The organism is Pedobacter sp. V48 (genome assembly GCF_000523515.1).
In the GTDB taxonomy this organism is placed as follows: Bacteria; Bacteroidota; Bacteroidia; order Sphingobacteriales; family Sphingobacteriaceae; genus Pedobacter.
Genome location: NZ_AWRU01000032.1, coordinates 197,892 through 224,122 on the forward strand (window position 1 = coordinate 197,892; position 26,231 = coordinate 224,122).

Below are 26,231 nucleotides of genomic sequence, written 5' to 3' on the forward strand. Positions count from 1 at the left end.
TTTATAATACCTCCGGTGCTAATGATACAATTTTCATGAATTGTTTTTCACGCAGTTCTCTTGCTACCGGGCCAAAAATACGTGTACCACGCGGCTCATCTTGTGCATTTAATAATACTGCTGCATTGTCGTCGAAACGGATGTAAGAACCATCTTTACGTCTGATCTCTTTCTTTGTTCTTACAACAACTGCTTTAGAAACGGTTCCTTTCTTGATGTTTCCAGAAGGCAATGCACTTTTAACGGTAACAACGATTTTGTCACCAATAGAAGCATATCTTTTTCCAGTACCACCAAGGACACGGATAACCAATACTTCTTTTGCGCCGCTATTGTCGGCTACGTTTAATCTTGATTCCTGTTGTACCATGTTATTTAGCCCTTTCTAAAATTTCCACTAATCTCCAGTTCTTGTTTTTACTCAGCGGACGAGTCTCCATGATCAGTACTGTATCACCAATACCGCAATCGTTTTTCTCGTCATGAGCCATAAATTTGGTAGTTTTCTTAACAAACTTACCATAGATCGGGTGTTTCACTTTACGCTCTACCGCTACAACAATAGATTTATCCATCTTGTTGCTTACCACTAACCCGGTTCTTGTTTTTCTTAATTGTCTTTCCATTTCGACTCTAAAGTTATTTAGTTTCAGTAGCTGACTGAGCTTTACGCTTAGTCACTTCAGTATTTAATCGGGCGATATCTCTTCTTACCTTTTTAATGCGGGTAGGATTCTCTATAGCCGAAATTGTATGCGCAAATTTTAACTTTACTAAGTTTTCCTTTTCTTCTGCAATCCTGACTACTAGTTCTTCTTGTGAAAGCCCTGTGATTTCTGAGTTCTTCATTTTATTAATTTTTATGTTGTGGGCCTAGCGGTTGTAATAACAAGTTACTTACAACATTCAACCCATAACTTTTCTTATGCCTCTACGTAATCTCTACGTACTACAAATTTTGTTTGGATCGGTAATTTTTGAGCTGCCAATCTCATAGCTTCTTTAGCCACTTCTAAAGGAACTCCTTCGGCTTCAAAAATAATACGTCCTGGTCTAACTACGGCTACCCAGTATTCCGGAGCACCCTTACCTTTACCCATACGTACTTCGGCTGGTTTCTTAGTTACCGGTTTGTCCGGGAATATTCTAATCCAAACCTGACCTTCACGTTTCATGAAACGAGTCACGGCAATACGGGCTGCCTCTATCTGACGACTGGTAATCCATGTCGACTCTAAAGATTTAATCCCGAAAGATCCGAATGACAATTCAGCACCACGAGTTGCTAAACCTTTCATTCTGCCCTTTTGCATCTTTCTGAACTTCGTTCTTTTTGGCTGTAACATTTTATTTTAATATTATCGTTAAACGATCTGTTAACTAATTATTTACGAGGACCTCTATTCTGAGTATTTCCGCCTCTATTATCTCTTCCTGCACCAGGACCGCCTTGACCAGGGCCTCTTCCGCCACGACCTTTGTCGTTTCTTCTGTCGCCACCGCCACGGTTATCTCTGTCTCTACCACCACCTGCAAAAGCACCTTCTGGTCTTCCACCTTTGCCTGGAGCATTGCTCGTAGCACCGATGTTTGGAGAAAGATCACGTTTACCGTAAACTTCACCTTTACAGATCCATACTTTAACACCTATTTTACCATAAGTAGTCAAAGCTTCTGCTAATGCATAATCAATGTCAGCACGGAAAGTATGCAAAGGAATTCTTCCTTCTTTATACTGTTCGCTACGAGCCATCTCAGCACCACCTAAACGACCAGAGGTCATAATTTTGATACCTTCAGCACCCATACGCATTGTTGATGCAATAGTAGATTTCATTGCTCTACGGAATGAAATCCTTGCCTCTAATTGTTTTGCAACACCTTCTGCTACTAATTGTGCATCAAGCTCAGGGCGTTTAATTTCAAAGATGTTGATCTGAATTTCCTTTTTAGTCAATTTTTTCAACTCTTCTTTAATCTTGTCAACTTCCTGTCCTGCTTTACCTATCACAATCCCCGGACGAGCTGTATGAATAGTAACAGTGATACGTTTTAACGTACGCTCTATTACCACTTTAGCTACACCGCCTTTTGCGATACGTGCTGAAAGGTATTTTCTTATTTTTTCGTCCTCAACTAATTTATCAGCATAGTTGTTGCCACCGAACCAGTTAGAATCCCAACCTTTGATGATTCCTAACCTGTTACCTATTGGATGTGCTTTTTGTCCCATTTCTGTTAATTAGTTTGAGTTTCAACGTTTTTACTATCTACTATCAAAGTTACGTGGTTTGAACGTTTACGTATTCTGTAACCGCGTCCTTGAGGTGCTGGTCTTAATCTTTTTAACTGACGACCACCGCCTACCATTATCGTTTTCACGTATAATTGGTTTTCTTCAGGGCGAGAACCTTCATTTTTAGTTTCCCAATTTTTGATAGCCGATAATAATAGTTTCTCAACTCTTATTGCTGCTTCTTTATTGGTAAACTTTAAAATATGTAAAGCTTTCTCAACACGCTCACCTCTGATAAGATCTACAACCAAACGCATTTTACGTGGTGAGGTTGGACAATTGTTTAATTTCGCTACTGCTTCCATCTCTTAATTATTTTTTCTTTTCAGAGTGACCCCTAAATGTTCTGGTTGGAGCAAACTCTCCCAGCTTATGACCAACCATGTTTTCTGTTACGTATACCGGTATAAATTTATTACCGTTGTGTACTGCAAATGTATGACCCACAAAATCTGGTGAAATCATTGATCTGCGTGACCAAGTTTTAATTACAGACTTCTTGCCTGAATCATTCATAGATACTACTTTCTTCTCTACGTTATGGTCAATATAAGGTCCTTTTTTTATCGAACGAGCCATTATTTCTTCCTTTTCTCTATGATGAAACGATTTGAGTATTTTTTAAGTGTACGGGTTTTGAAGCCTTTAGCATACATACCGTTCCTTGAGCGAGGCTGACCTCCTGATGAGCGACCCTCACCACCACCCATAGGGTGATCGACTGGGTTCATCGCTACTGGACGTGTTCTTGGACGACGTCCCAACCAGCGGCTGCGACCTGCTTTACCTAATACCTCATTTGCATGATCTGAATTGGAAACTGCTCCTATTGTAGCCAAACATGCAGTCAAGATTAATCTTGTCTCGCCTGAAGGCATTTTCAATGTAGCATATTTACCATCACGAGCTGCTAATTGTGCATAAGCACCTGCACTACGTGCTAATTGTGCTCCACGGCCTGGATGAATCTCTACATTGTGCACAATAGATCCCAAAGGAATATTGGCCAATTTAAGAGTATTTCCTACCTCTGGAGTAGCTGTTTCTCCCGAAACTACTGTTTGTCCTACTTGCAACCCTTCAGGTGCAATAATGTAACGCTTCTCGCCGTCTGCATAATGTAATAATGCAATACGCGCGGTACGGTTAGGATCGTATTCAACAGTAGCTACTGTTGCAGGAATATCAAATTTCTCACGTTTAAAGTCAATTAAACGGTAAGATTTTTTGTGACCGCCACCCATGTAGCGCATAGTCATCTTTCCTGTATTGTTACGTCCTCCCGATTTCTTAGAAGATACAACCAATGATTTTTCGGGCTTGGTTGCTGTAATCTCCGTAAAACTGGCACCAACTCTAAAGCGGGTTCCCGGAGTAACTGGTTTAAATTTTCTTAAGCCCATAGTTATAAATAATTCAATTCTTATTAAATATTCGCGTAATAATCTATTGTTTCACCTGCTTTCAAGGTTACAATAGCTTTTTTATATTTCGGGGTACGACCACTAACTAATCCACCTTTAGTATTTCTAGATTTAACTTTACCATTTACCACCATAGTATTGATAGCCAAAATGTTAACGCCATACATCTTTTCAATAACTTGCTTAATTTGCAATTTATTGGCTTTATGATCTACCTGAAAAGTAAAGCGGTTAGATTTTTCTGTTAATGCCGAAGCTTTTTCTGTTAATATTGGTTTTCTTAAAAGTTCCATATTACTTGGCAAATGCCTCCTCCAATGTTTTAAGAGATTCAGTAGTCAACAAAAGCTTACCACAATTTAATACATCATAAGTATTCAATTGATCTGCAGTAATTACTTTAGCTTTCTGAATGTTTCTGCTTGATAAATAGATATTGTTATTTTGCGAAGGTAAAACCAACAATGTCTTTTCGCCAGCTAAATTTAATGCGCTAACTAAATTCAAGTAGTTTTTAGTTTTGATTGAATCAAAAGTGAAACCTTCCAAAACCACAACACTTTGATCTTGTGCTTTGTATGATAATGCGGACTTACGAGCCAACACTTTCAGTTTCTTGTTCAATTTAAAACTATAATCGCGTGGTTGAGGACCAAATACACGACCACCACCATTAAACAATGGAGATTTAATACTTCCGGCACGAGCACCACCAGTACCTTTTTGTTTATATAATTTACGGGTTGAACCGGCAATCTCATTACGTTGTTTAGACTTGTGAGTACCTTGACGTTGATTGGCCAAATACTGTTTAACATCTAAATAAATTGCGTGGTCAACAGGCGTTATGCCAAATACCGACTCAGGAAGCTGCACCTTGGCACCTGTCTCTTTTCCTGAAATGTTTAATACTTTAACTTCCATCTGCTTACTTATCTAAGATTACGTAAGAACCCTTAGCTCCTGGTACGGAACCACTAACTACAACTAGATTTTGATCAGCATAAACTTTCAAAACTTGTAAGTTCTGAACTTTTACTCTGTCTCCACCCATTCTTCCCGCCATACGCATGCCTTTAAATACACGTGAAGGATAAGAAGCAGCACCTAATGAACCTGGCGCACGCATTCTGTTATGCTGTCCGTGAGTTTGACCACCAACACCGCCGAAACCATGGCGTTTAACAACACCTTGGAAACCTTTACCTTTTGATGTACCAACTACATCCACAAAATCTCCTTCGTTAAAGATGTTTACCGTTACAGTATCACCTAAATTCAACGATTCTTCAAATGGCTCAAATTCAACCAATTTACGTTTTGGAGTGGTGTTTGCTTTCGCAAAGTGCCCTTTTAGAGGCTGAGTGGTGTTTTTTTCTTTAGCTTCGTCGAAACTCAACTGAACTGAAACGTAACCGTCTTTTTCTTCGGTCTTTACCTGTGTAACTACACAAGGCCCAGCTTCGATCACCGTACAAGGAATATTCTTTCCTTCGGCGTCGAAAATGCTGGTCATTCCTACTTTTTTTCCAATAATACCTGACATTTTCTATTTTAATTTAACACCCATCGAAGCAGTAGGGCTTCGTTCAAGGTGGATACACATCCCTATTAAGGGAGGGCAAAAATAAGAAAGAAATCTTAATTTTCAAATAGTTAGCTCATTATTTTTTCAAATAAATGCAAAAAAATAATTACATGGGGTAACGTGCGATTAAAACAACATTTACCCAACCAACTTATTACTTAAACTAAAGAGAATTACACATAAAACGAATGCTCCAATCAAAACGTATAAATAATCACGTTCAATTAAGAAGCTAAAAATCGAAAAAACAACCCGCATGATTGGTGTAAATATCAGCAAGAGGACTCCAAACTGAATAATAGCACTCCCTTTTAAATGCCCCAATCCTATAAAAATATCAGAGACTGTAGAGAACCCTGCTTTAACAGAATCAAAATGGCTGTAGTTTACCATTTCAGAATGATTAAAGGCAAGGTATACCAAGCCTCCTATAAAAACCACTGTCATAGAAGCAATTACACCAACCCTAAGTAATGTCCCAAGGATCACCTGAATATCCCTGTCTGCAAAGAAATTCTTCTCTTTACTCATAATCTACCTGTTAATCCATTATAAATCATTTGCAGCGCTAAAAATGCCACAACAACAGCAAAGATAATTTTAAGCTTATCCGTTTTAGTCTTTACCAATATTTTGGAACCAACCGTTGCGCCTGTTAAAACGCCTAGTGCTACAGGCATCGCAATTCCCGGGTCAATCTGTCCTCTATGTAAATATACGATAGCACTGGCCGCCGCAGTAACCCCCATCATGAAATTACTTGTTGTAGTAGAAACCTTAAAAGGAATACGCATTATATTATCCATTGCAATCACCTTTAATGCTCCTGAGCCAATTCCAAGCAATCCGGAAATTATACCTGCAACAAACATCATCAAAAAACCACCAATCACATTGTGTACTGCATAATTTTGCATACCGTTTTCTGTTGGATAGGTACCGTTCAATTTTAAGAAAACAGCTAATCTCCCCGAAGTATCATTATCAGAATGGTCAATTTTTTTCCTTATCATCATTGCAGCTGAGAACAACAGAATGAGACCAAAAATTATTGCAATATAACTAGGGTTAATATATACTGTAACAACTGCACCTATAATTGCGCTTATAGTAGTGGCAATCTCCAGGAACATTCCGATTCGAATATTGGTGATCCCCTCTTTTACATAAGCGGCCGCAGAACCTGATGAGGTAGCTATAACCGAAATGATTGAAGCTCCTATTGCATAATGAATATCAACTCCCAATACCAGGGTCAATAATGGGATGATAATCACCCCGCCGCCCAAGCCGGTAAGGGATCCAACTAATCCGGCTACGAAAGCTCCCAGCAAAACAATAATTGTAAATAGTAATACCGACATTGCTGCAAATATACTATCTCCGAACAAAACACAATAAAATTAAAATATGAATGTTAAATTAGGGGTGAATCACTTGTGAAACCCCAAACTGAATAAACAACTACCAATATTTAAAAACAAAATACCATCAATGAGAAAAATCTTACTACCATTCATCACTATTCTATTAATTAATTTTACTGTTCAAGCGCAGTTAAAAGCCGATACAAGTAAAATTGATCCTTCTTTAAGAGGGCAGTACCAGCTTCTGTTGTCAAAATCTAAAACCTTAAATGGATATAAATTAGTAAATCCATCCAGGTTATCTGTATTCTGGCAAAATGTTAGAGACAGTTTAAACACAGATCGCAAGCAATTAGTGGTAACAAGGAAAAAAATCGAGGATCAAGGAAAAGAGATTTCAGAACTAAAAAAACAAATTTCTGGCACAGAATCATCACTTGCTAATTCAAATGCTAAATTAAATGAGATCAGCTTTCTTGGAATAGGTTTTACCAAATCAAACTATAACCTTATTGTATGGGGCTTAATAATTGCCTTAGCTGCAGCCCTGGCGATCATCATCCTAAGATCAGCGAAGCATATCCATGAAGCCAAATACAGAAGTACCTTATATGATGAGATATCACAAGAGTATCAAAACTATAAAGTAAAGGCTAATGATAAAGAGAAAAAGCTAGCCAGGGAGCTACAAGATGAGCGGAATAAACTAGACGAGCTTAAGAATCGCGGTAAATAATAAATAAACAGATTACTGCAATACCAACAAAAAAGCCCGTGAAAATTAATTTCAAGGGCTTTTGTGTTAACGTTAAAATATAGTTATACTTTAATTTCTACTTCAACACCGCTAGGTAATTCAAGTTTCATTAAAGCATCAACTGTTTTAGAGTTAGAGCTATAAATGTCTAACAAACGTTTGTATGCGCATAATTGAAACTGCTCACGTGCCTTTTTGTTCACGTGTGGTGAACGCAAAACTGTGAATATTTTCTTTTCTGTTGGCAACGGAATCGGTCCGCTAACCACCGCACCCGTAGGTTTAACAGTTTTTACGATTTTCTCAGCAGATTTATCCACTAAGTTGTAATCGTAAGATTTCAATTTAATTCTGATTCTTTGGCTCATGGTATTTATTTAATTAAGGCACCGGTTAGAGCTATTAATAACCGGCTGCCAATTTATTTTTATTCTACAGATTTAATTCTGCCTTTTGATTTAGCAATTACTTCGTCCTGAACGTTTTTCGGAGCTGGCTCGTAGTGATCAAACTCCATTGTAGAAGTTGCACGACCAGAAGTAATGGTACGTAACTGAGTTACATAACCAAACATCTCAGAAAGAGGTACAGTTGCTTTAATTACTTGAGCACCATTACGTGTATCCATTCCTAAAAGTTGACCACGACGACGGTTCATATCACCGATTACATCTCCCATGTTTTCTTCAGGAGTAAGGATCTCGATTTTCATGATTGGCTCCATCAATACCGGGTTACATTTAGGTAACGCCTCACGATATGCCATTTTAGCTGCAAGTTCAAAAGATAAAGCATCTGAATCGACTGCGTGGAATGAACCATCAATTAAGCGAACTTTCATGTCTGGTAGTGGGTAACCAGCCAATACTCCGTTAGCCATAGATGCAGCAAATCCTTTTTCTACAGACGGGATAAATTCACGAGGAATTGAACCACCAGTAATTTCGTTAACAAACTGCAATCCACCTTTTTCCCAATCAGCATCGATAGGAGAAATAACAACTTGGATGTCCGCAAATTTACCACGACCACCAGATTGTTTTTTATAGGTCTCACGATGTTGAACGGTTCCGTTAATTGCCTCTTTGTAAGCAACTTGTGGAGCACCTTGATTAACTTCAACTTTGAACTCACGTTTTAAACGATCAATCAAAATATCTAAGTGAAGCTCACCCATACCAGAGATTACAGTCTGGCCAGTTTCCTGATCAGTTTGAACTCTAAAGGTAGGATCCTCTTCAGCTAATTTAGATAAGCCCATACCTAGTTTATCAATATCAGCTTGAGTTTTAGGCTCAATTGCTAAACCAATAACCGGCTCTGGGAAATCCATTGATTCAAGAACAATTGGATGTTTCTCATCACAAAGTGTATCACCTGTTTTGATGTCTTTAAATCCAACCACCGCAGCAATATCACCAGCACCTACATTAGGAATTGGATTTTGCTTGTTAGCGTGCATTTGGAAGATACGAGAAATACGCTCTTTGTTTTCAGAACGTGCATTATAAACGTATGAACCAGCTTCTAAGTTACCTGAATAAACACGGATAAAGCACAAACGACCTACGAAAGGATCCGTTGCAATTTTAAATGCTAAAGCCGCAAAAGGCTCGTTAATGTCTGGCTGACGAGTTACTTCCTGACCAGTTTCTGGGTTAGTACCTGTGATACCATCCACATCCATTGGCGAAGGCAATAATTCCATTACCAAATCAAGCATGGTTTGAACACCTTTGTTTTTGAAAGATGAACCACATACCATAGGAACAATTTTAGCATCTAAAGTAGCTTTACGCAATGCATCAAGAATCTCACGCTCAGTGATTGAACTTGGATCTTCGAAGAATTTCTCCATCAAAGACTCATCGTAATCAGCAACAGCTTCTAATAAATTCTCTCTCCACTCAGCAACCTCATCAACCATATCAGCCGGAATTGGAACCTCAGTAAAGGTCATACCTTTATCGTGCTCATTCCAAACGATACCACGGTTATTGATCAAATCAACAACACCAGTAAAGTTATCTTCAGCACCGATTGGTAACTGCAAAGGAACAGCATGACTGCCCAACATATCTTTAACCTGTTTAACAACTTTTAAGAAGTCGGCTCCAGAACGGTCCATTTTATTAACGAAACCAATACGAGGAACTGCATAGTTGTTAGCTAAACGCCAGTTAGTTTCAGATTGAGGCTCAACACCATCAACTGCTGAAAATAAAAATACCAATCCGTCAAGTACACGCAATGAACGGTTTACCTCTACGGTAAAATCCACGTGTCCAGGAGTATCGATAACGTTTACCTGATATTTATTACCACGGTAAGGCCAGAATACAGTTGTTGCGGCAGACGTGATTGTTATCCCGCGTTCAGCTTCCTGTACCATCCAGTCCATGGTTGATGCACCTTCGTGTACCTCACCAATCTTGTGGTTTACCCCAGCATAATAAAGGATACGCTCTGTTGTTGTAGTTTTACCTGCATCAATGTGAGCTGCGATCCCGATATTTCTAGTAAATTTTAAATCTCTTGACATTATAATAATTTCAAATATTAGAAACGGAAATGTGAGAACGCTTTGTTAGCCTCGGCCATTTTATGCGTATCTTCTTTCTTTTTCACTGCTGCACCTTCACCTTTAGCTGCTGAAACAATTTCACCCGCTAATTTTTCTTTCATGGTTTTTTCACCACGTTTACGAGCGTAAGAAATTAACCATTTCATGCCTAAAGCAATCTTACGGTCTGGTCTTACTTCTGTAGGTACCTGAAAGTTAGCACCACCAACACGGCGTGACTTAACCTCTACTGCAGGCATTACATTCGCTAAAGCACGTTTCCATACTTCTAAACCGTTCTCACCAGCTTTTTTCTCAGCTAATTCAACAGCATCATAAAAAATATCATATGCGATAGATTTTTTTCCATCGTACATCATATTATTTACAAATCTCGTCACCTGAACATCGTTAAATTTTGGATCAGGAAGGATAATTCTCTTTTTTGGTTTTGACTTTCTCATTTTTCTTTCCTCCTAATTATTTCTTTTTACCTTTTGTTGGTGCCGCTGCTACTTGTCCTGGCTTAGGACGTTTAGTACCATATTTTGAACGACGTTGGTTACGACCAGCAACTCCTGAAGTATCTAATGCTCCACGGATGATGTGATAACGTACACCTGGTAAATCTTTAACACGTCCACCACGTATCAATACGATTGAGTGCTCCTGTAAATTGTGACCTTCTCCAGGGATGTAAGCATTAACCTCTTTACCATTGGTTAAACGTACACGTGCAACTTTACGCATTGCTGAGTTTGGTTTTTTAGGGGTAGTGGTATATACACGTGTACATACACCTCTTCGCTGTGGACAGCTGTCCAACGCCGGAGACTTACTCTTGAACTCCAGTGCTACTCTACCTTTTCTAACTAATTGTTGAATGGTTGGCATTGTTCTTTTTTGTTTTTCTTATTTTATGTTTAAAAACTTTACCCCTCAATAAGGGACTGCAAAGGTAAGACAATACATTTTATAAATCAAGGGGTTAACACAAAATTATTCAAACCATAAGATTCACGGAATAAATAATATGTGTTCAATACAATGTATCCGGGTTCGGAATCAAAGCAGAGTAAGGATTGGTACGCGATCCCTTTGGTAAACGGCTACTTTTTTCAGAAGTATCCTCAGATAAACCTCGAAGCAGCGTCGAACCTGTCTTAAAGCAATCTTGTTAATGAAAGGTGTTCAAGTATAATTTCTCCACTTTTTTCCTGGCCCAGTCAGTCTTACGTAAAAACTTAAGGCTTGAATTCATAGTGGGATTATTATTAAAACAGGCAATTTTAACAAGAAGGCCCAATTCTTCCCAGCCATAGTGCCATACAAGTTGTTTTAGAATAAATTCGAGTGTTTTTCCGTGCAATGGATTATTTTTCTGCTCATCTATGGCCATGCCACAAAAATAATAAGAATAACTAAATTTGGACATAAATAAAAATATATGAATTTCAAACTAGGAGACTTTGTTCGTTTTGTTGACGAGAATTTAGAAGGGTACATTACCAGAATTATCGACAAAGATACCATCGGCGTTACTGATGCCAATGATTTTGAGATACCGGTTTTGGCATCTAAAGTAACATTAGTACATGGTGAAATTATAGACAATGACGTTGTTACCAACCGTCCTACCCCTGTTATACCTCAGGCAGAGTTTATTAAAGATGGTGTGTTTCTTGCCATTGTAACAGATCAGCATAGTAATTCTGTTGCACACTTTCATATCGTGAATGAAACGTCTTTCCAATTACTTGTTAGTTTAACTACTGAAAAAGGTGGAAATTTTAAAGGTGAATTTGCAAGCATTTCGGCTCCTCATTCAGCTAAAAAGATCTACTCAGATCAACTTGGTGATATACAAATCTGGCCTAAGTTTAATATTGAAGCATTGTTCCATACAACAGCTAATGTTGAGCCTAAACCTCCTATTATTATAAATAGAAGTATAAAAGGCAAGGATCTTTCTGTTGCTAAAGAAGATATTAATTTGCTAAAGCAAAAAGGATGGTTGATCCGCCTCGATGAACCTGAACCTTTAATTGATGCTCAAAAGCTGAAAGAAAGTTTTTTCAAAAGTCATTAACTAAAATTAGCCAGGCTATGCTAAAGCACCAACCATCATCTTCTTTGGTTAATCAAAGAAGATGATGGTTACTTTAAAAACAACCCGTTATTATTAGTTACTAGTTTTTCCTCCATTTATTGTTGTCGTTATTCACATCTGGCAATAGATTCTCCGGATCTAAAATAACCGACACCACCTCCTCAGTTGTAGGGTAAGGTACGGTCCATACATTATTCCGCATCCAAACATCTACCGGGATTTTTACATGATCAGTTTTACCACTTTTGGTTTTAATCTCCAAAATAATTGGCATTGGCATTTTTTCAAGATTGGCAACAATTATGTTATAGCCCCTGGCTTCATCCCTGTTAGATTCTGTTACACTAACAATGGCCTGATCCATCTTCCAGTTTTCAAGGAACCACCCTCTCCAGAACCACGAAAGATCTTCACCTGAACCATTTTCGATAGAACGGAAAAAATCGTCGGGCATTGGGTGCTTAAAAGCCCAATGATCTATATATTGTCTAAAAGCATAATCAAAGCGATCTGCACCTAGTATTACGTTTCTCAATATATTCAATCCCTGAGCAGGTTTATAGTATAAATTCTCTCCAATATTGCGTTCCCTCATAGCATCCGGGCTCAGCATTATATATTCTACCTCCGGATTTTGGAACTTGTTGGCAACTTTGTGCATATCATCAGGAGTTTTTTTATATTCACCATTATTAAATGCGGCTGATGATATTCCATTAATAAAAGTATTAAAGCCTTCGTCCATCCAGCCATATTTACGTTCATTACTGCCTACAATCATAGGAAACCAGGTATGTCCAAATTCATGGTCTATAACTCCCCAGGTGCTTCCTTTTTTAGCTTTCCAGCCGCAAAAAACAATCCCTGGATATTCCATCCCACCAACATTACTAGCAACGTTTACCGCCATGGGGTAGGGATATTCAAACCATTTATCGGAATAATGCTCTATTGACGTTTTAACATATTCAACCGCTCTACCATAACCATCACTCCCGTTACTTTCAACCGGATGAGCGGAAACAGCTAATGATTTCTTGCCACTAGGTAAATTGATACGTGCAGCATCCAAAATAAATGCTTTTGATGATCCCCAGGCAACATCCCTGGCATTTTTAATTTTAAATTTCCAGGTGAGTTTATCTTTAGCAGGACGTGATTTTGGATCCTTAACTTCAGATTCAGATCTTATTGAGATTGTTTTATCACTAGCTTTCGCTTCATTCCATCGTTGTAATTGTACAGGCGTAAAGACCTCTTGTGGGTTCAACAACTCACCTGATCCCATAACAATATGATTTGCAGGAACGGTTACCGCAAAATCAAAATCGCCATACTCACAGTAAAACTCTCCTGCTCCCCAATAAGGTAAGGTATTCCATCCTAGAACATCATCATATACACACATGCGAGGGAACCACTGTGCTATAGAGAATATTTCGCCATTCTTAGTTGTTAAGTGTCCCATACGATCAGACCCATTAATAGGAATGATAAAAGAGAAATTCATTTTTATTGTAACTACATCTCCGGCAGCGGCCATTGGTTCGGCTAGTTTTATCTGCATACGGGTATCCTCTATCAAAGAGGTAAACTTAACTTCTTTCTGTTTTTGTAATATAGTTAAGCCTTCTATTTTATATCCGCCGTTTAGCTTCTCGCCCCTGGCTCCATATCTGCTTCCGGCAGCAATAAGTGCATTTCCTCTAGAATCGGATGCAAATAGATTTTGGTCTAGCTGTAGCCATAAATAAGGTAATTTATCAGGACTATTATTTTTATATGTAATGGTAACCGTACCAGTTATTTTATTAGTTGTTTCATCAAGATCTGCAGTAATAGAATAATCAGCATGATTCTGCCAGTATTTTGGTCCCGGATAACCACTTGCGGATCTGTATTCGTTTCCATTTTTAGTATAAAACAGTGGACTGAATGCAGCATGCGCATCGTAGTTACCAGCATTTGGATCTGTTTGCTGCGCCAAGGTAGTCAAAGCAAATGCGCACAACAATACCACTAGTATGGTTGACTTGTAAGACATATAAAAGTTTAAGTTTAAAGATTTCGAAATAAAGGTATAAAATACAACCTATCCCCTGGTAATGTAACGACTTTATTAGTTTTTCTTTAACCTTGGTACCTGAGGCGGTTTTCTTTGAGAAGGGGGTAATTTTAACCACTTATGGTAGGCCTGCACAGTATAATATTTGTAATCAAACGGTCTGTTGCTTTGAACTGTTGCAACAGGCGGCCTGTACATGGTCATAAAATCTTTTAATTCCTGTCCCCTTAATTTTACCAGATCTGAAACATAAGCTTCAGTAAAAACACTTTTTATCTCATTTTCGTATTCATCTTTCTCTTCCAGATCCTTTATTTTGGCCTGCTTCTCTTTATACTTACCATACCCCAGGTTCAATTTAAGCCCACCTGCTTTTGAAACATTCGGTTTACCCTTATAATCATCAGCCTCAACCCGTTTAAATTCTTTTGCTTCAGGATCCGGGGCTAAAATTGTGGGGTTTATTTTTGCGCTCAAGATCTTTACTTCCTTTAAACTGGTTGAACTTCCCGGAAGAAATACTGTTTTTGGAGAAAGATTTGTAAGATAAAGTGTGTCCTTATGATAACCATTTAACGAGAACTCTAACACATCGCCGATCTTGGCTGCAAGCGAAAAATTGCCTGAAGCTTTTGTTTTTGTACTTTGATTGTTGTTAAAATTCTTAACATTTACCTCTTGAAGCGGCAAAGTCTTTATCTCAAAATCATACACAGTTCCCGAAACAACGTCTTGCGCCCAAAGTGATAGAGGAGCCATTAAAATCAATGCAAACAAAAGTTTCTTAAGCATATTCAAATATAACGCTGTTTAAGTGCCACGTTAACTATTTAACAAATATTAACAGCAAAATGTTCCTGCTGTAAGATGAATTTTTTCGAAATACTATTTTAAAGCATCTTGGTAATTTTCTTCACTAAAGCTTATTAGAATCGGTTTTCCATCAACTTCTATTATTGGGCGTTTAATGGCGCTGGTATAAACCATTAAAACCTTAATAGCGCTTTCCTTACTATTTACCTCTTGCTGTTCTTCGGTACTCAGTTTTTTCCAGGTAGTCCCTTTTTTATTCAATACATTTTCCCAACCAAATGCATCGCACCATGTATTTAATTTTTCGCCACTAATCCCCTTTTTTTTAAAGTCATGAAACTCGGGTTTAAATCCATTTTCAGTTAACCAGGTCATGGCTTTTTTTACAGTATTGCAATTTGGTATTCCGTATACGATCATAATGGCAAACTTAAAAAAAAGAATTCAAATCATAATTCGTCACATTTTTTAAAGGTTTCATCACATTTTAAATTTTGTAACCCTTAGTCATTGTACTATTGCATCAACAAAACGTATTGAAAATCAAAAAGTATTAATCAGCAACAAATGAAATTATCAGAATTAACGAAGGTTGAATTTTGGATAGCTACGAGCCTTTATGGATTTGCCATCCTCTTACTAGTTTCAAATTCAGGAGACAGCACCCCAAGTCACCTTGAATATCTAGCCAAGGGTGCCAACATGCAATATTCTTATGTTTCGAATTATCTTATCCCCGAACTGTTTCGTTTTTCTATACTGTATTTTAGTTTTCTCCTATTGAATTTCTGCATTATACCTGCTCTTTTTAAACCAAATAGCAGAGCCTTGTCGTTGGTCATTTTAATCGGCTTGTTTCTGGGAATCGGATTAATTACCAGTATCACCTATACATATAGTAAGGTTTATATCTTCCCCGATTTTAATAGCACTCAGGATGCCTACAACCACTTCTTTTTTAAAGGGTTTACATATTCTGCATGGCTGATTTTAGTCATCACCATCTATGTGGCCCTTAAAAAACTGATTATTAACATCAAGGAAAATGAGCATGCAGGCAATGACCCATATAACCGCACTAAGTTAGAAGCCGTATTTGGAGCCGCCTTCTGGTTTGTGGGCCTGCTTTTACTAATAGCCACATCATCGCCATTCGAGGTTATAGTATGCTGGACGCTTGTGATTTGTTCAACAATAGCTTTGGTTATCTTTTCTTTATATTATCTTATCCCTCAGGTCAAAGAATCTGGAAAGCGCTTTTGGAATTATTTCTGGAAAATATTTTTCATTACCATTGCATCTTGTCTCCCACTTGCGCTGATTGCATTAATGTTTAGCAATCATGGCGAAATGGCTGGTGTTGTAATAGCCTTCCATATACCTACCCAACTCATTATAAGTGCACCATTATCCTGGTATATTTATAAAAAAAGGAACGATTCCAATATAGAGCTTAACAGTTTAAAAACTGAACTTGGAAAATCCGATGCAAGTTTAAGTTTCCTACGGTCTCAAATTAATCCGCACTTTTTATTTAATGCACTGAACACACTATACGGAACTGCTTTGCAAGAAAAAGCAGACCGTACTGGCGAGGGGATTCAGAAATTGGGTGATATGATGCGATTTATGCTTCAGGAGAACCTTCAGGATAAAATTTCCCTGACCAGAGATGTGGATTACCTTAATAATTATATTGCTTTACAAAAGTTAAGGACTTCACGCTCAGCTTCAATTTCAATAGAAACACAAATTGAAGAGCAGCTAAACAATCAACAGATCGCTCCAATGCTACTCATTCCCTTTGTAGAAAATGCTTTTAAACATGGGGTTAGTTTACAGCATCCATCGCATATAAAAATCACACTACAGACCAAAGAGAACACCTTGTATTTTGATGTGAATAACAGCATCCACATTAAACCTGATAATGACCCCGAGAAACTTAAAAGTGGCATTGGCTTACAAAACGTAAAACAAAGACTTGCATTGCTATATCCCCGGAAGCATGAATTAATTATCAGGGAAAGTGCCAATGAGTTCTTTATTCATTTAACACTACAATTATAATAATTACTAGAAGCAAACTTATTCAAGATATCTTATATTGTGCCAACAAACGCTTCTACTACTAGATAACAAACGATATTAAAAAATGCTGGCAATAGCAATTGATGACGAACCGATAGCACTTGATATAATTGAGTCGCACGCGTCTAAAGTTCCGTTTATTGAGCTCAAAGCTACATTTGTAAATGCTTTTGAGGCTATTTCTTATCTACAAAACAATAAAATCGATTTAATTTTCCTTGACATAAAGATGCCCGATATTAGTGGCATTGATTTTTTAAATAGCCTAACGAACCCTCCGATGGTTATTTTTACAACCGCATATTCTGAGCATGCAGTTAAGGGTTTTGAACTAGATGCTATTGATTATTTATTAAAACCATTTTCACTTGCCCGTTTTTTAAAAGGTTGTAACAAAGCGCAGGAGTTCTATAACCTTAGAAATAAGACAGAAAATGAGGAACAACCTGCTGCCATTTTTATTAAAGATGGTTACGAACAAATAAAAGTACAAATTGAAGATATACTATATATAGAGGCTTCGGGTAACTACACCCTTATACACCTAGTAAACAGTCCACTTCTTAGTACCAGAATCCCAATAAGTGAAATGCTCTTATTGCTTCCGGCAAAATCATTCATTAGAACACACCGCGCTTTTATAGTATCAAAGGACAAAATCACTAAGTTTGATCGTACTCAAATCTGGATTGGTGAGCAAATTATCCCAATCGGGGTAACTTATAATCAATGTTTAAGGGAATTACATTAAATTTATCTTCCAATAGTTAGTCAACTTGTCTTAACAAGTACTATCATTGTATTTATTTTTTAAGAGCTTCAATATTTATTAACTTAATATATGTTTAAATTATCTTTTAAACAACAAGTGTTAACAGGATTTGCTGTATCCTTGTTATTTGTTTTGGTATCAGCAATTACATCCTATCTCAGTATTGATAAGCTAAATCAAGATACAAAATGGCAAAGCCACACTTACGATGTCATCAATCTGGTAAAAGACATCGAATTCCAGGTCTTAAACTCAGAAACCAGCATTAGGGGATTTGTTTTGTCCGGCGACAAACAATACCTTAAGCCTTACAATGCCAATGCCTCAAAGATCCTTCCTACAATAGCAGAATTAAAGAGGTTAACAAATGACAACGCTGAGCAACAGATCAGAATTGATTCTCTAAACCAGTATGCACACGCTAAAACCGAAGAGATGAAAGGGGTTCTTAGCGCGTATGAATCAAATGGAAAAGAAGCCGCTGCTTCACGTGTAATGGCGGGGCTAGGCCAGCTTTATAAAACTCAAATCTTAAAAACAGGCAACAAAATAATTGAAACCGAGCTTAAACTCCTCGCCAAAAGAAAAGCCGCAATTGTAAATAGTAGCAAGCAAAGTGAAGGAGTGGTTATGATAAGTGCGATAATCATTTTTTGTTTAATCTTGTTCTTATTCTCATATATCAGAAGAACGTTTGACCAGCAAAAACTAACAGAAAATCAAATTAGAGATTCCAATATTGAGCTGGAACGGATTTCGGCCGAAAACGAACAAAAAAACTGGTTGCTATCTGGCGCAACAGCTGTAAACGAGGCTATGCGTGGAGAACAGGGGGCCGATGAGCTGTGCACAAAAATAATAACTTCTATATGTAATTACATAAATGCACCGGTAGGTTCTATATTTCTGGTTAATCGTTCTAAAAAAACGATCAAATTTATTGGTGGCTATGCATTTGAAAACGCAAAAGGAAGTCTAAAAGAATATCAGTTTGGTGAAGGATTGGTTGGGCAGACAGCTCTTGAGCAGCAGTCCAAGTTGCTTAACAAAATTCCTTCAGATTATATAAAGATTCAATCGGGATTAGGCAGCACCCTTCCTAGCCATATATTTCTGCTTCCAATACTATTTGAAAATGAAACACTCGCTGTAATAGAGTTAGGTTTAAATAAAGGGCCGGACTCATCTACGTTATTATTCTTAAATACAATTGCCGAAAGCATTGGTGTAGGAATAAACAGTGCAGTAGCACGCGTAAAATTAAGGGCCCTGTTTGAACAAACTCAGCAACAGGCCGAAGAACTGGAAAGTCAGCAAGAAGAACTTCGCACAACAAACGAAGAACTGGTATTTAAATCAGAACAATTACAGGCATCAGAAGAAGAACTTAGGGTACAGCAAGAGGAACTTCGCCAAACCAATGCCGAACTGGAAGAAAAAGCCCAGCTACTTGAGGAACGTAATATCCTGGTAAATCAGGCTCGAGAGGCAATGAGTTTAAAAGCAGAAGAACTGGAAGTCTCAAGTAAGTACAAATCCGAGTTTTTAGCCAACATGAGTCATGAGTTAAGAACTCCTTTGAATAGCATATTGATTCTGGCAAGAATATTAAAAGAGAACAGACCCGAAAATTTAAACGAAGACCAAATTAAATATGCGGGTGTTATACACAACGCAGGCTCCGATTTGTTAACGCTTATTAACGACATTCTTGATCTTTCAAAAATTGAGTCGGGCAAAATAGATCTGACAATAGAACACATCCAGCCTAGAGCCATTCAACAAGACATGGATGCATTGTTTAGTGAATTGGCCAGAAGTAAGAAAATTAATTTCAAAACTACGCTTGAACAGAACTTACCCGAATCCATACTCACTGACCAGGCAAGGCTTGAACAAATTGTAAAGAACCTCCTTTCTAATGCCTTTAAGTTCACACCAGAACACGGAGAGATATCCGTAAATATAAGCAATGCTTCAAAAGAGACCAGGTTCTATTCTGAGCAGTTAAGAAGCTCCAATAAAAATGTAATAGCCATAGTTGTAAAGGATTCTGGAATTGGAATACCGGCAGATAAACAGAAGCTCATATTTGAAGCATTTCAACAGGCAGACGGATCTACTAGTAGAAAATATGGCGGCACCGGCCTGGGTTTATCTATTAGTAAGGAACTTGCATATATACTTGGTGGCGAAATTCAGGTAATAAGCGAACCTGGCTTAGGAAGTACATTTACTCTTTTTATACCTGAGGAAAATACTGCAAATAGCCCAAAAGAAATAATTGACCAAATAACAGAAGAGGCTAAAATTGTCCCTTTAATTCCTGAACCGGTATTACTTCCGGTTAAGAATGGTACGGTTCAAACATTACTAATAGTAGAAGATGATGTTGTATTTGCAGATGTACTAAATGATTATGCCATAGAAAAAGGATTTAAACCTCTTCTTGCACATAGTGGAGATGTTGGATTGGAAATGGCAATATCTGAGCTTCCTGATGCAATTGTTCTGGATATTATGTTGCCCGTTATGGACGGATGGACAATACTTAAAAAGCTAAAAGAAAATCCAAAAACAAAACACATTCCTGTACACATGATGTCGGCAGGTAATGAAAAGGAAAGTAAGGCAAAAAAAGAAGGTGCCATAGGCTTCCTCAAAAAGCCTATTGAAAAGGATAGGCTTGATGAGGCATTTGAACTATTGAGCTCTGCTTATATAAAGTATAATTTTAATACCGTTTTAGTAATTGAGGACCAAGAACTTCATAGTAAAGTTTTAACCCAGCAACTTACCGATAAAGGTGTTGATGTAAAGCAAGCGTTTACTGGTAAAGAGGCATTAGAATTTCTTGAAAAACATACATTTGATTGTATTATCCTTGACCTAAAACTCCCTGATATTTCCGGATTTGATCTACTAGATATGATTAAATCGAAGCCGGGCCTTGTTCATGTACCTGTAATTATTAACACAGCGATGGAATTAAGCGATGAAAAAATGGCTCATATTATGAGATATACTGAAGCCATGGTTCTGAAATCAAACAAATCAAATGACAGATTAATTGATGAAGTAAGTCTTTTCATGAACAAGCTGAAACAAAGCGACAGATCCATTATTCAAACACCAAATAAAAGTAAGGGCGTATCCACTATTGAAAAAGCACTAAAAGACAAAACCATTCTAATTACCGATGATGATATGCGTAATATTTTTGCCCTCTCAAGCGCCTTGCAACTCTACGATATGAATATTATAATTGCAAACAATGGAAGAGAGGCGCTTGAACGATTGGCCGAAAATGAGGAGATTGATTTGGTTCTAATGGATATTATGATGCCTGAAATGGATGGATACGAAGCGATGAAAGCAATTAGAAGTGAGAAACGCTTTTCAAAACTTCCAATCATTGCTTTAACTGCAAAAGCCATGAAAAACGATAGGGAGAAATGTATAGAGGCAGGCGCTAATGATTATATATCTAAACCGGTAGACATGGACAAACTGTTATCAATGCTGAGAGTTTGGTTAAGTTAATATGGATCAATCATCAGACACAATAACATACGAACAACTAACGGATCTGGTAGATTTTATCAGAAATGTGCATGGTTTTGACTTTGGAGATTATTCTGCTGCTTCTCTAAAAAGAAGGGTTACCAGAATTATGCAGCTTCAAAAGCTATCGCTATTTGACTTACGCATATTATTAACAAATGACCCTGATTACTTTGAAAATTTTTTAATTGAGGTTACAGTAAACGTAACTGAAATGTTTAGGGACCCTTTATTTTACAAATCTGTAGCCACGAATGTAATCCCTTATTTAAGATCATATCAAAGAATCAAAGTTTGGAATGCTGGATGCTCTACTGGAGAAGAGCTTTATTCTTACGCCATACTCTTTTCAGAAGAAAACTTGTACGAACGATGTTTTTTTTATGGAACAGATATCAATGTAGATGTTTTGGAATATGCCCGGAATGGAATCTATGATTTACAAAAAATGAAACAATATTCTGAAAACTTCCATAAAACCGGCACAATACATACGTTGTCTGATTATTATACGGCAAAATATGATGCTGCAAAGATTAATCATTCTTTAAAGAAAAATGTATTGTTCTCAGTTCATAATTTAGCTTCGGATGGGGTATTCAATGAGTTTCAAGTCATATCCTGCAGGAATGTACTTATCTACTTCAATACTGAATTGCAAAAAAGAGTAATTGAATTATTTTACAATAGTTTAGCTAATTTTGGGTTCTTATGTTTAGGATCAAAGGAAACACTAAGAAGTACCGAAATAGGTAGATTTAAAATCATAGACAAGAAAAACAACATTTACCAGAAAATAGGTTAACATTAACACTCAGATAAGATAAAACATGGAGAAGATTAATATATTGATTGTTGATGACAGACCTGAAAATATAATAGCGCTTGAGGCACTATTACAGAGAAATGATATTAATATAATCAGTACCACAAATCCAAATGAAGCACTTAGAATTTCCTGGGAAATGGATATTGCAATTGCTTTAGTTGATGTTCAAATGCCAGAAATGGATGGGTTTGAACTTGTTGAAATACTAAAAAGTAATCCTCGAACTAAAGACATATTAATCATATTTGTAACAGCAATTTCTAAAGAAACAAAATATGCAGTTAAAGGGTTAAACTCCGGTGCTGTCGACTATCTTTATAAACCATTAGACCCATTCATTACTTCCGCAAAGGTTGATTCGTTCATACAGTTCATAAGAAATCAACGTGAAATAAAGACAAAAAATAAAGAGTTGGAAGCTTATCAAAAGGAACTGATAAAAGCTAAAGAAGAAGCTGAACAGGGTAAAAGAATAAAAGAAAATTTTCTTGCMMRKANTNKARCCMCGAAATCCGTACTCCTATAAATGGAATTATTGGTCTGGCCCATCTGTTGGAAAGAACCAATTTAACGGAAGAGCAAAGAGAGATGATTTCTCTGCTTGAAATATCATCTAGTTCGCTGTTGGGTGTTATTAATGATATATTAGATTTATCAAAAATTGAAGCTGGTAAGTTTAAAATTAATAGAACTCCAACTGATATCATAAACGTATGTAATTCAGTTATTAATCTTTTACGCATAAGAGCAAAAGAGAAAAAACTGAGCCTAGAAATGGAATTAGACCCTGAGTTACCCGCTCATGTACTTGCAGATTCATTGCGCTTAAACCAGATTTTAATGAATCTGATCGGGAATGCGATTAAGTTTACATCTCAGGGCAGTGTCACTTTAAGGGTTGAAATCCTGAACAGCAAGGGAAATAATATTCAGGTTAAATTTTCTGTAATTGATACCGGTATTGGAATAGCTTCGGAAAATATTGAGAAAATATTCGAGACCTTTGAGCAGGCCGATGAGCAAACTACTGTAAAGTTTGGTGGTACCGGCCTAGGTTTATCTATAGTAAAAAACCTTGCTAAACTTAAGGGCGGTCATCTTGAAGTCTTTAGTGAAGAAAATAGGGGAAGTACGTTCTGTTTTACAAACTGGTATGAAATTGTAAAAGAAGCACTACCTATTCAGAAAGTAGCTAAAGAGAATTTCACCCCTTTTAATAACGTCAAAATTCTTGTAGCAGAAGATAATCCAATCAATAAGTTTCTTATCGTAAAAATATTAAAGGATTGGATGATTGATGCCGATGTTGTAGAAAATGGGAAAGATGCAATAAATAAGCTAAGAGAAAATCATTATGATCTTATCCTTATGGATACCTTTATGCCTGTTTTAAATGGCCTAGATGCAATCAGAATGATTAGGGAAGGCTATGCTAAAGGGAAAGAGAATATCCCCATAATTACGTTTTCGGCTGCAGTTATGGAAACAGATACTAAAACAGCTATGGATGCTGGGGCAAATGATGTGATAAGCAAACCCTTTGAACTTGCTACCTTACATGAGAAAATAACAAAATATGCTACAGCTACTTATTAAAAGCAGTCATAGTTTCTGCAGGCCCAATAGTTACAAAGCTTTTAATTAATTCTACGCTGGTATCTATCAATGCTGGTAATTCTGGTTGTTCTTCTTTATAGAAGTTTGAAAGGACGTAATCGGCTTGCCTACCTTTAGGAAAATCATCACCAATACCAAAACGTAAGCGAGGATATCCTTGTCCGCCGCACAAACCTTCAATACTTCTTAGGCCATTGTGTCCGGCACTACTGCCTTGCATCTTTAAACGTAATTTACCCAATGGCAACGCAAGATCATCAACAATAACCAGAACATTTTCCAAAGGGATACGCAACTCCTGCATCCAATAATTTACAGCCTTACCACTTAAATTCATAAAAGTGGTTGGCTTTATTACGTGTAGCTTTTTGCCTTTAAATGAAACCTCCGAATAATAAGCAAGTCGTAAATTAGAAAAAGTACCACCAAGCTGCTTAACCAACTCATCAGCTATGTTAAATCCAATATTATGCCTGGTATAAGCATATTCAGGTCCTATATTCCCTAAACCAACTATTAAGTATTTCATTGCTGCAAAGATAATAGTTTACTTGACATGCATTTTCGGTAATTCTATTTTCACAAAAAAGCAGCACTAATTATCTTAGTGCTGCTTTTTTATGTTTAGCTAATTCGAATTATTTCTTGTTAGCTTCTTGCTCTGCTTGTTTCAATGCTCTTGACATACCTACAGAAACGATAGTATCTTCAGGAGTGTTAGTAATAACGTATTCACCTTTTTGAAGGTCACGAACACGGAATAGGTTACCAACTTCTAATTTCGCAATACTTACTTCCACAGTTTGCGGCATATCTTTAGGCAATGCTTTAACGCGAAGTTTACGTAATTTTTGAACTAGTTTACCACCCATTTTAACACCTGGAGAAGTTCCGGTTAATTTAACAGGGATTTCCATTAGAATTTCTTTGTCATCAAAWAASTNAAKMWMAWCWAMGTNTARYWWYWRGTSWRTWAATGGGTGRNAAWYNTARTTCWWNNNTKAYRWWARCTTYGMNTTWWMKYAYYRCCTAAAGTAATCTCAACAAAGTTAGCTTCTGGTGTATAAATAGCATCTTTTAATTCAGTTGTTACTACAGCAAAATGTGCTTGTTCTTTACCACCATACAATACTGCAGGAACTTTGCCTTCATAGCGAAGCTCTTTAGCATCGCGTTTCCCTACGTTCTCTCTTGGAGAACCGCTAATTGCGATTGTTTTCATTTTTTTCTTGTTTAAATGTTTTGAAACCTTAATGGCCTCGTTATATATAATTATTAAATATTAAACGTTAAAAAGATCACTAATTGATCCATGCTCATTTACATTAGCAATTGCTTTTGCAAATAATGGAGCTGTTGAAAGCACTCTTATTTTTGGGCTATCTTGTTTTAAAGGGATTGTATCCGTTACAATCAATTCAGTTAACATCGAATTTTCAACAGTTTCATATGCCTTACCTGATAATACCGGATGTGTACAAACCGCTCTAACACTTTTTGCACCTTTTTCCATAATTAAAGCTGCCGCTTTAGCTAATGTACCTGCTGTATCGCAAATATCATCAATAAGCACAACATCTAACCCTACTACATCTCCAATTATAGACATCGATTCTATTTCATTGGCACGTTTACGGCGTTTATCGCAAATCACTACCTCAGCATTAAAAAATTTAGCAAAGGTACGTGCACGATAAGAACCACCCATATCTGGTGAGGCTATGGTTAAATTTTCAAGCCCTAAACTCTTTATGTAAGGAACAAAAATTACTGAACCATCAAGGTGATCAACCGGAATATCAAAAAATCCCTGAATCTGAGCTGCATGTAAGTCCATCGTCATGATTCTATGAATACCCGCAGATTTTAAAAGATTTGCTACTAATTTAGCCCCGATCGCTACTCTTGGCTTATCTTTTCTATCTTGTCTGGCTAATCCATAATAAGGAACAACCGCAGTGATGTAATGTGCAGACGCTCTTTTTGCAGCATCAATCATTAATAACAGTTCCATTAAATTATCAGAAGGCTGATAGGTTGATTGGATAAGAAATACATCACACCCCCTCACAGTTTCATCATAAGAAGGCTGAAACTCACCATCGCTAAACTTACTTAAGGTTACACTACCAAGAGGCTTGCCGTAACTTTCGGCAATTTTATGTGCTAAATCTTTAGTGCCGGTTCCGGCAAAAAGTTTAACTGGGTTAAATTGCAATGGCATTATTGAAAAGTTTCAATACTGGTTAAAAAAAATCGGATTGCGGTTTAATTCACAATCCGAATATTGTTTAGTTGTCCGACCTGGATTCGAACCAAGACAAACGGTACCAAAAACCGTTGTACTACCCTTATACTATCGGACAATCTTCCAT

At 37.1% G+C, this 26,231-nt stretch carries 30 protein-coding genes and 2 pseudogenes; 8 read left to right on the plus strand and 24 right to left on the minus strand.

What is annotated here, in order from left to right:
* Position 1: 1 nt before the first annotated feature.
* The 13 genes from rplN to N824_RS39235 all read right to left on the minus strand — a co-directional run bounded on the left by rplN (position 2) and on the right by N824_RS39235 (position 6,672).
* Entirely contained in the window at positions 2-370 is a 369-nt protein-coding gene (gene rplN, locus N824_RS39175) for a 50S ribosomal protein L14 (protein ID WP_008244575.1), read from the minus strand.
* A gap of 1 nt (position 371) precedes the next feature.
* Positions 372-626, minus strand: a complete 255-nt coding sequence (gene rpsQ / locus N824_RS39180; protein ID WP_048907439.1) for a 30S ribosomal protein S17 — start codon at positions 624-626, stop codon at positions 372-374.
* A gap of 13 nt (positions 627-639) precedes the next feature.
* Positions 640-849 carry a 50S ribosomal protein L29 gene (rpmC, locus tag N824_RS39185; protein WP_048907440.1) on the minus strand — a complete coding sequence of 70 codons (210 nt, stop codon included), beginning with the start codon at positions 847-849 and terminating at the stop codon, positions 640-642.
* Positions 850-923: 74 nt separating this feature from the next.
* A complete protein-coding gene (rplP, locus tag N824_RS39190; RefSeq protein WP_048907441.1) occupies positions 924-1,346 on the minus strand; it encodes a 50S ribosomal protein L16 in 423 nt (140 codons plus the stop codon).
* 38 nt (positions 1,347-1,384) lie between these two features.
* Entirely contained in the window at positions 1,385-2,233 is an 849-nt protein-coding gene (rpsC, locus tag N824_RS39195) for a 30S ribosomal protein S3 (RefSeq protein WP_048907442.1), read from the minus strand.
* 5 nt (positions 2,234-2,238) lie between these two features.
* Positions 2,239-2,601 carry a 50S ribosomal protein L22 gene (gene rplV / locus N824_RS39200; RefSeq protein WP_037442604.1) on the minus strand — a complete coding sequence of 121 codons (363 nt, stop codon included), beginning with the start codon at positions 2,599-2,601 and terminating at the stop codon, positions 2,239-2,241.
* Positions 2,602-2,608: 7 nt separating this feature from the next.
* A complete protein-coding gene (rpsS, locus tag N824_RS39205; protein WP_008244581.1) occupies positions 2,609-2,875 on the minus strand; it encodes a 30S ribosomal protein S19 in 267 nt (88 codons plus the stop codon).
* Positions 2,875-3,699 carry a 50S ribosomal protein L2 gene (gene rplB / locus N824_RS39210; RefSeq protein WP_048907443.1) on the minus strand — a complete coding sequence of 275 codons (825 nt, stop codon included), beginning with the start codon at positions 3,697-3,699 and terminating at the stop codon, positions 2,875-2,877. The genes rpsS and rplB overlap by 1 nt, the downstream gene beginning before the upstream one ends.
* 23 nt (positions 3,700-3,722) lie before the next feature.
* A complete protein-coding gene (gene rplW / locus N824_RS39215) occupies positions 3,723-4,013 on the minus strand; it encodes a 50S ribosomal protein L23 (protein WP_048907444.1) in 291 nt (96 codons plus the stop codon).
* Between the two features lies 1 nt (position 4,014).
* Entirely contained in the window at positions 4,015-4,644 is a 630-nt protein-coding gene (rplD, locus tag N824_RS39220) for a 50S ribosomal protein L4 (protein ID WP_048907445.1), read from the minus strand.
* Positions 4,645-4,648: 4 nt separating this feature from the next.
* Positions 4,649-5,266, minus strand: a complete 618-nt coding sequence (rplC, locus tag N824_RS39225; protein WP_048907446.1) for a 50S ribosomal protein L3 — start codon at positions 5,264-5,266, stop codon at positions 4,649-4,651.
* A 180-nt stretch (positions 5,267-5,446) separates the two neighbouring features.
* A complete protein-coding gene (locus N824_RS39230; RefSeq protein WP_048907447.1) occupies positions 5,447-5,839 on the minus strand; it encodes a DUF1634 domain-containing protein in 393 nt (130 codons plus the stop codon).
* Positions 5,836-6,672 carry a sulfite exporter TauE/SafE family protein gene (locus N824_RS39235; protein WP_048907448.1) on the minus strand — a complete coding sequence of 279 codons (837 nt, stop codon included), beginning with the start codon at positions 6,670-6,672 and terminating at the stop codon, positions 5,836-5,838. The genes N824_RS39230 and N824_RS39235 overlap by 4 nt, the downstream gene beginning before the upstream one ends.
* 130 nt (positions 6,673-6,802) lie before the next feature.
* On the opposite strand from N824_RS39235, the gene N824_RS39240 reads away from it, so the two are divergent.
* Positions 6,803-7,411, plus strand: coding sequence for a hypothetical protein (locus N824_RS39240; RefSeq protein WP_048907449.1), 609 nt, complete (start codon positions 6,803-6,805; stop codon positions 7,409-7,411).
* 83 nt (positions 7,412-7,494) lie between these two features.
* Here N824_RS39240 and rpsJ read toward each other — a convergent pair whose 3' ends face one another.
* From rpsJ to N824_RS39265, 5 genes are all read right to left on the minus strand, one after another.
* Positions 7,495-7,800 (minus strand): 30S ribosomal protein S10, encoded by a 306-nt coding sequence (gene rpsJ / locus N824_RS39245; protein ID WP_008244591.1) that lies wholly within the window; start codon positions 7,798-7,800, stop codon positions 7,495-7,497.
* A 59-nt stretch (positions 7,801-7,859) separates the two neighbouring features.
* Positions 7,860-9,974, minus strand: coding sequence for an elongation factor G (gene fusA / locus N824_RS39250; RefSeq protein WP_048907450.1), 2,115 nt, complete (start codon positions 9,972-9,974; stop codon positions 7,860-7,862).
* A gap of 17 nt (positions 9,975-9,991) precedes the next feature.
* Positions 9,992-10,459 carry a 30S ribosomal protein S7 gene (gene rpsG, locus N824_RS39255; RefSeq protein ID WP_048907451.1) on the minus strand — a complete coding sequence of 156 codons (468 nt, stop codon included), beginning with the start codon at positions 10,457-10,459 and terminating at the stop codon, positions 9,992-9,994.
* A 16-nt stretch (positions 10,460-10,475) separates the two neighbouring features.
* The gene (gene rpsL, locus N824_RS39260) at positions 10,476-10,889 is read right to left on the minus strand and encodes a 30S ribosomal protein S12 (RefSeq protein ID WP_008244597.1); all 414 of its coding nucleotides are present in this window, start codon (positions 10,887-10,889) and stop codon (positions 10,476-10,478) included.
* 283 nt (positions 10,890-11,172) lie between these two features.
* Positions 11,173-11,430, minus strand: coding sequence for a VF530 family DNA-binding protein (locus N824_RS39265; protein ID WP_373419295.1), 258 nt, complete (start codon positions 11,428-11,430; stop codon positions 11,173-11,175).
* A 12-nt stretch (positions 11,431-11,442) separates the two neighbouring features.
* On the opposite strand from N824_RS39265, the gene N824_RS39270 reads away from it, so the two are divergent.
* Complete coding sequence (locus tag N824_RS39270) at positions 11,443-12,084, plus strand: hypothetical protein (RefSeq protein ID WP_048907452.1); 642 nt, start codon at positions 11,443-11,445, stop codon at positions 12,082-12,084.
* Between the two features lie 100 nt (positions 12,085-12,184).
* On the opposite strand, the gene N824_RS39275 is transcribed toward N824_RS39270, so the two are convergent.
* The 3 genes from N824_RS39275 to N824_RS39285 all read right to left on the minus strand — a co-directional run bounded on the left by N824_RS39275 (position 12,185) and on the right by N824_RS39285 (position 15,403).
* The gene (locus N824_RS39275) at positions 12,185-14,149 is read right to left on the minus strand and encodes a M1 family metallopeptidase (protein WP_048907453.1); all 1,965 of its coding nucleotides are present in this window, start codon (positions 14,147-14,149) and stop codon (positions 12,185-12,187) included.
* Between the two features lie 75 nt (positions 14,150-14,224).
* On the minus strand, positions 14,225-14,962 hold the full coding sequence (locus N824_RS39280; protein ID WP_048907454.1) for a hypothetical protein: 738 nt from the start codon (positions 14,960-14,962) through the stop codon (positions 14,225-14,227).
* A 93-nt stretch (positions 14,963-15,055) separates the two neighbouring features.
* The gene (locus tag N824_RS39285) at positions 15,056-15,403 is read right to left on the minus strand and encodes a Spx/MgsR family RNA polymerase-binding regulatory protein (protein WP_200869926.1); all 348 of its coding nucleotides are present in this window, start codon (positions 15,401-15,403) and stop codon (positions 15,056-15,058) included.
* Between the two features lie 147 nt (positions 15,404-15,550).
* Here N824_RS39285 and N824_RS39290 point away from each other — a divergent pair, with 147 nt between their 5' ends.
* From N824_RS39290 to N824_RS39315, 6 genes and pseudogenes are all read left to right on the plus strand, one after another.
* Positions 15,551-17,053, plus strand: coding sequence for a sensor histidine kinase (locus tag N824_RS39290; RefSeq protein ID WP_048907456.1), 1,503 nt, complete (start codon positions 15,551-15,553; stop codon positions 17,051-17,053).
* An 85-nt stretch (positions 17,054-17,138) separates the two neighbouring features.
* Positions 17,139-17,825, plus strand: a complete 687-nt coding sequence (locus N824_RS39295; RefSeq protein ID WP_048907457.1) for a LytTR family DNA-binding domain-containing protein — start codon at positions 17,139-17,141, stop codon at positions 17,823-17,825.
* 90 nt (positions 17,826-17,915) lie between these two features.
* Positions 17,916-21,389 carry a response regulator gene (locus N824_RS39300; RefSeq protein WP_048907458.1) on the plus strand — a complete coding sequence of 1,158 codons (3,474 nt, stop codon included), beginning with the start codon at positions 17,916-17,918 and terminating at the stop codon, positions 21,387-21,389.
* A gap of 1 nt (position 21,390) precedes the next feature.
* Positions 21,391-22,215 (plus strand): protein-glutamate O-methyltransferase CheR, encoded by an 825-nt coding sequence (locus tag N824_RS39305; RefSeq protein WP_048907459.1) that lies wholly within the window; start codon positions 21,391-21,393, stop codon positions 22,213-22,215.
* Between the two features lie 25 nt (positions 22,216-22,240).
* Positions 22,241-22,765, plus strand: a pseudogene (locus tag N824_RS39310) (two-component system response regulator).
* A 26-nt stretch (positions 22,766-22,791) separates the two neighbouring features.
* A complete protein-coding gene (locus N824_RS39315) occupies positions 22,792-23,835 on the plus strand; it encodes an ATP-binding protein (RefSeq protein WP_235207251.1) in 1,044 nt (347 codons plus the stop codon).
* Here the strand turns inward: N824_RS39315 and pth are convergent.
* From pth to N824_RS23020, 3 genes and pseudogenes are all read right to left on the minus strand, one after another.
* Positions 23,825-24,385, minus strand: a complete 561-nt coding sequence (gene pth / locus N824_RS39320; protein WP_048907460.1) for an aminoacyl-tRNA hydrolase — start codon at positions 24,383-24,385, stop codon at positions 23,825-23,827. The two genes, N824_RS39315 and pth, sit on opposite strands and share 11 nt — an antisense overlap.
* A gap of 109 nt (positions 24,386-24,494) precedes the next feature.
* A pseudogene (locus N824_RS39325) lies at positions 24,495-25,078 on the minus strand (50S ribosomal protein L25).
* 60 nt (positions 25,079-25,138) lie between these two features.
* The gene (locus N824_RS23020) at positions 25,139-26,080 is read right to left on the minus strand and encodes a ribose-phosphate pyrophosphokinase (protein ID WP_048907461.1); all 942 of its coding nucleotides are present in this window, start codon (positions 26,078-26,080) and stop codon (positions 25,139-25,141) included.
* Positions 26,081-26,231: the final 151 nt, after the last annotated feature.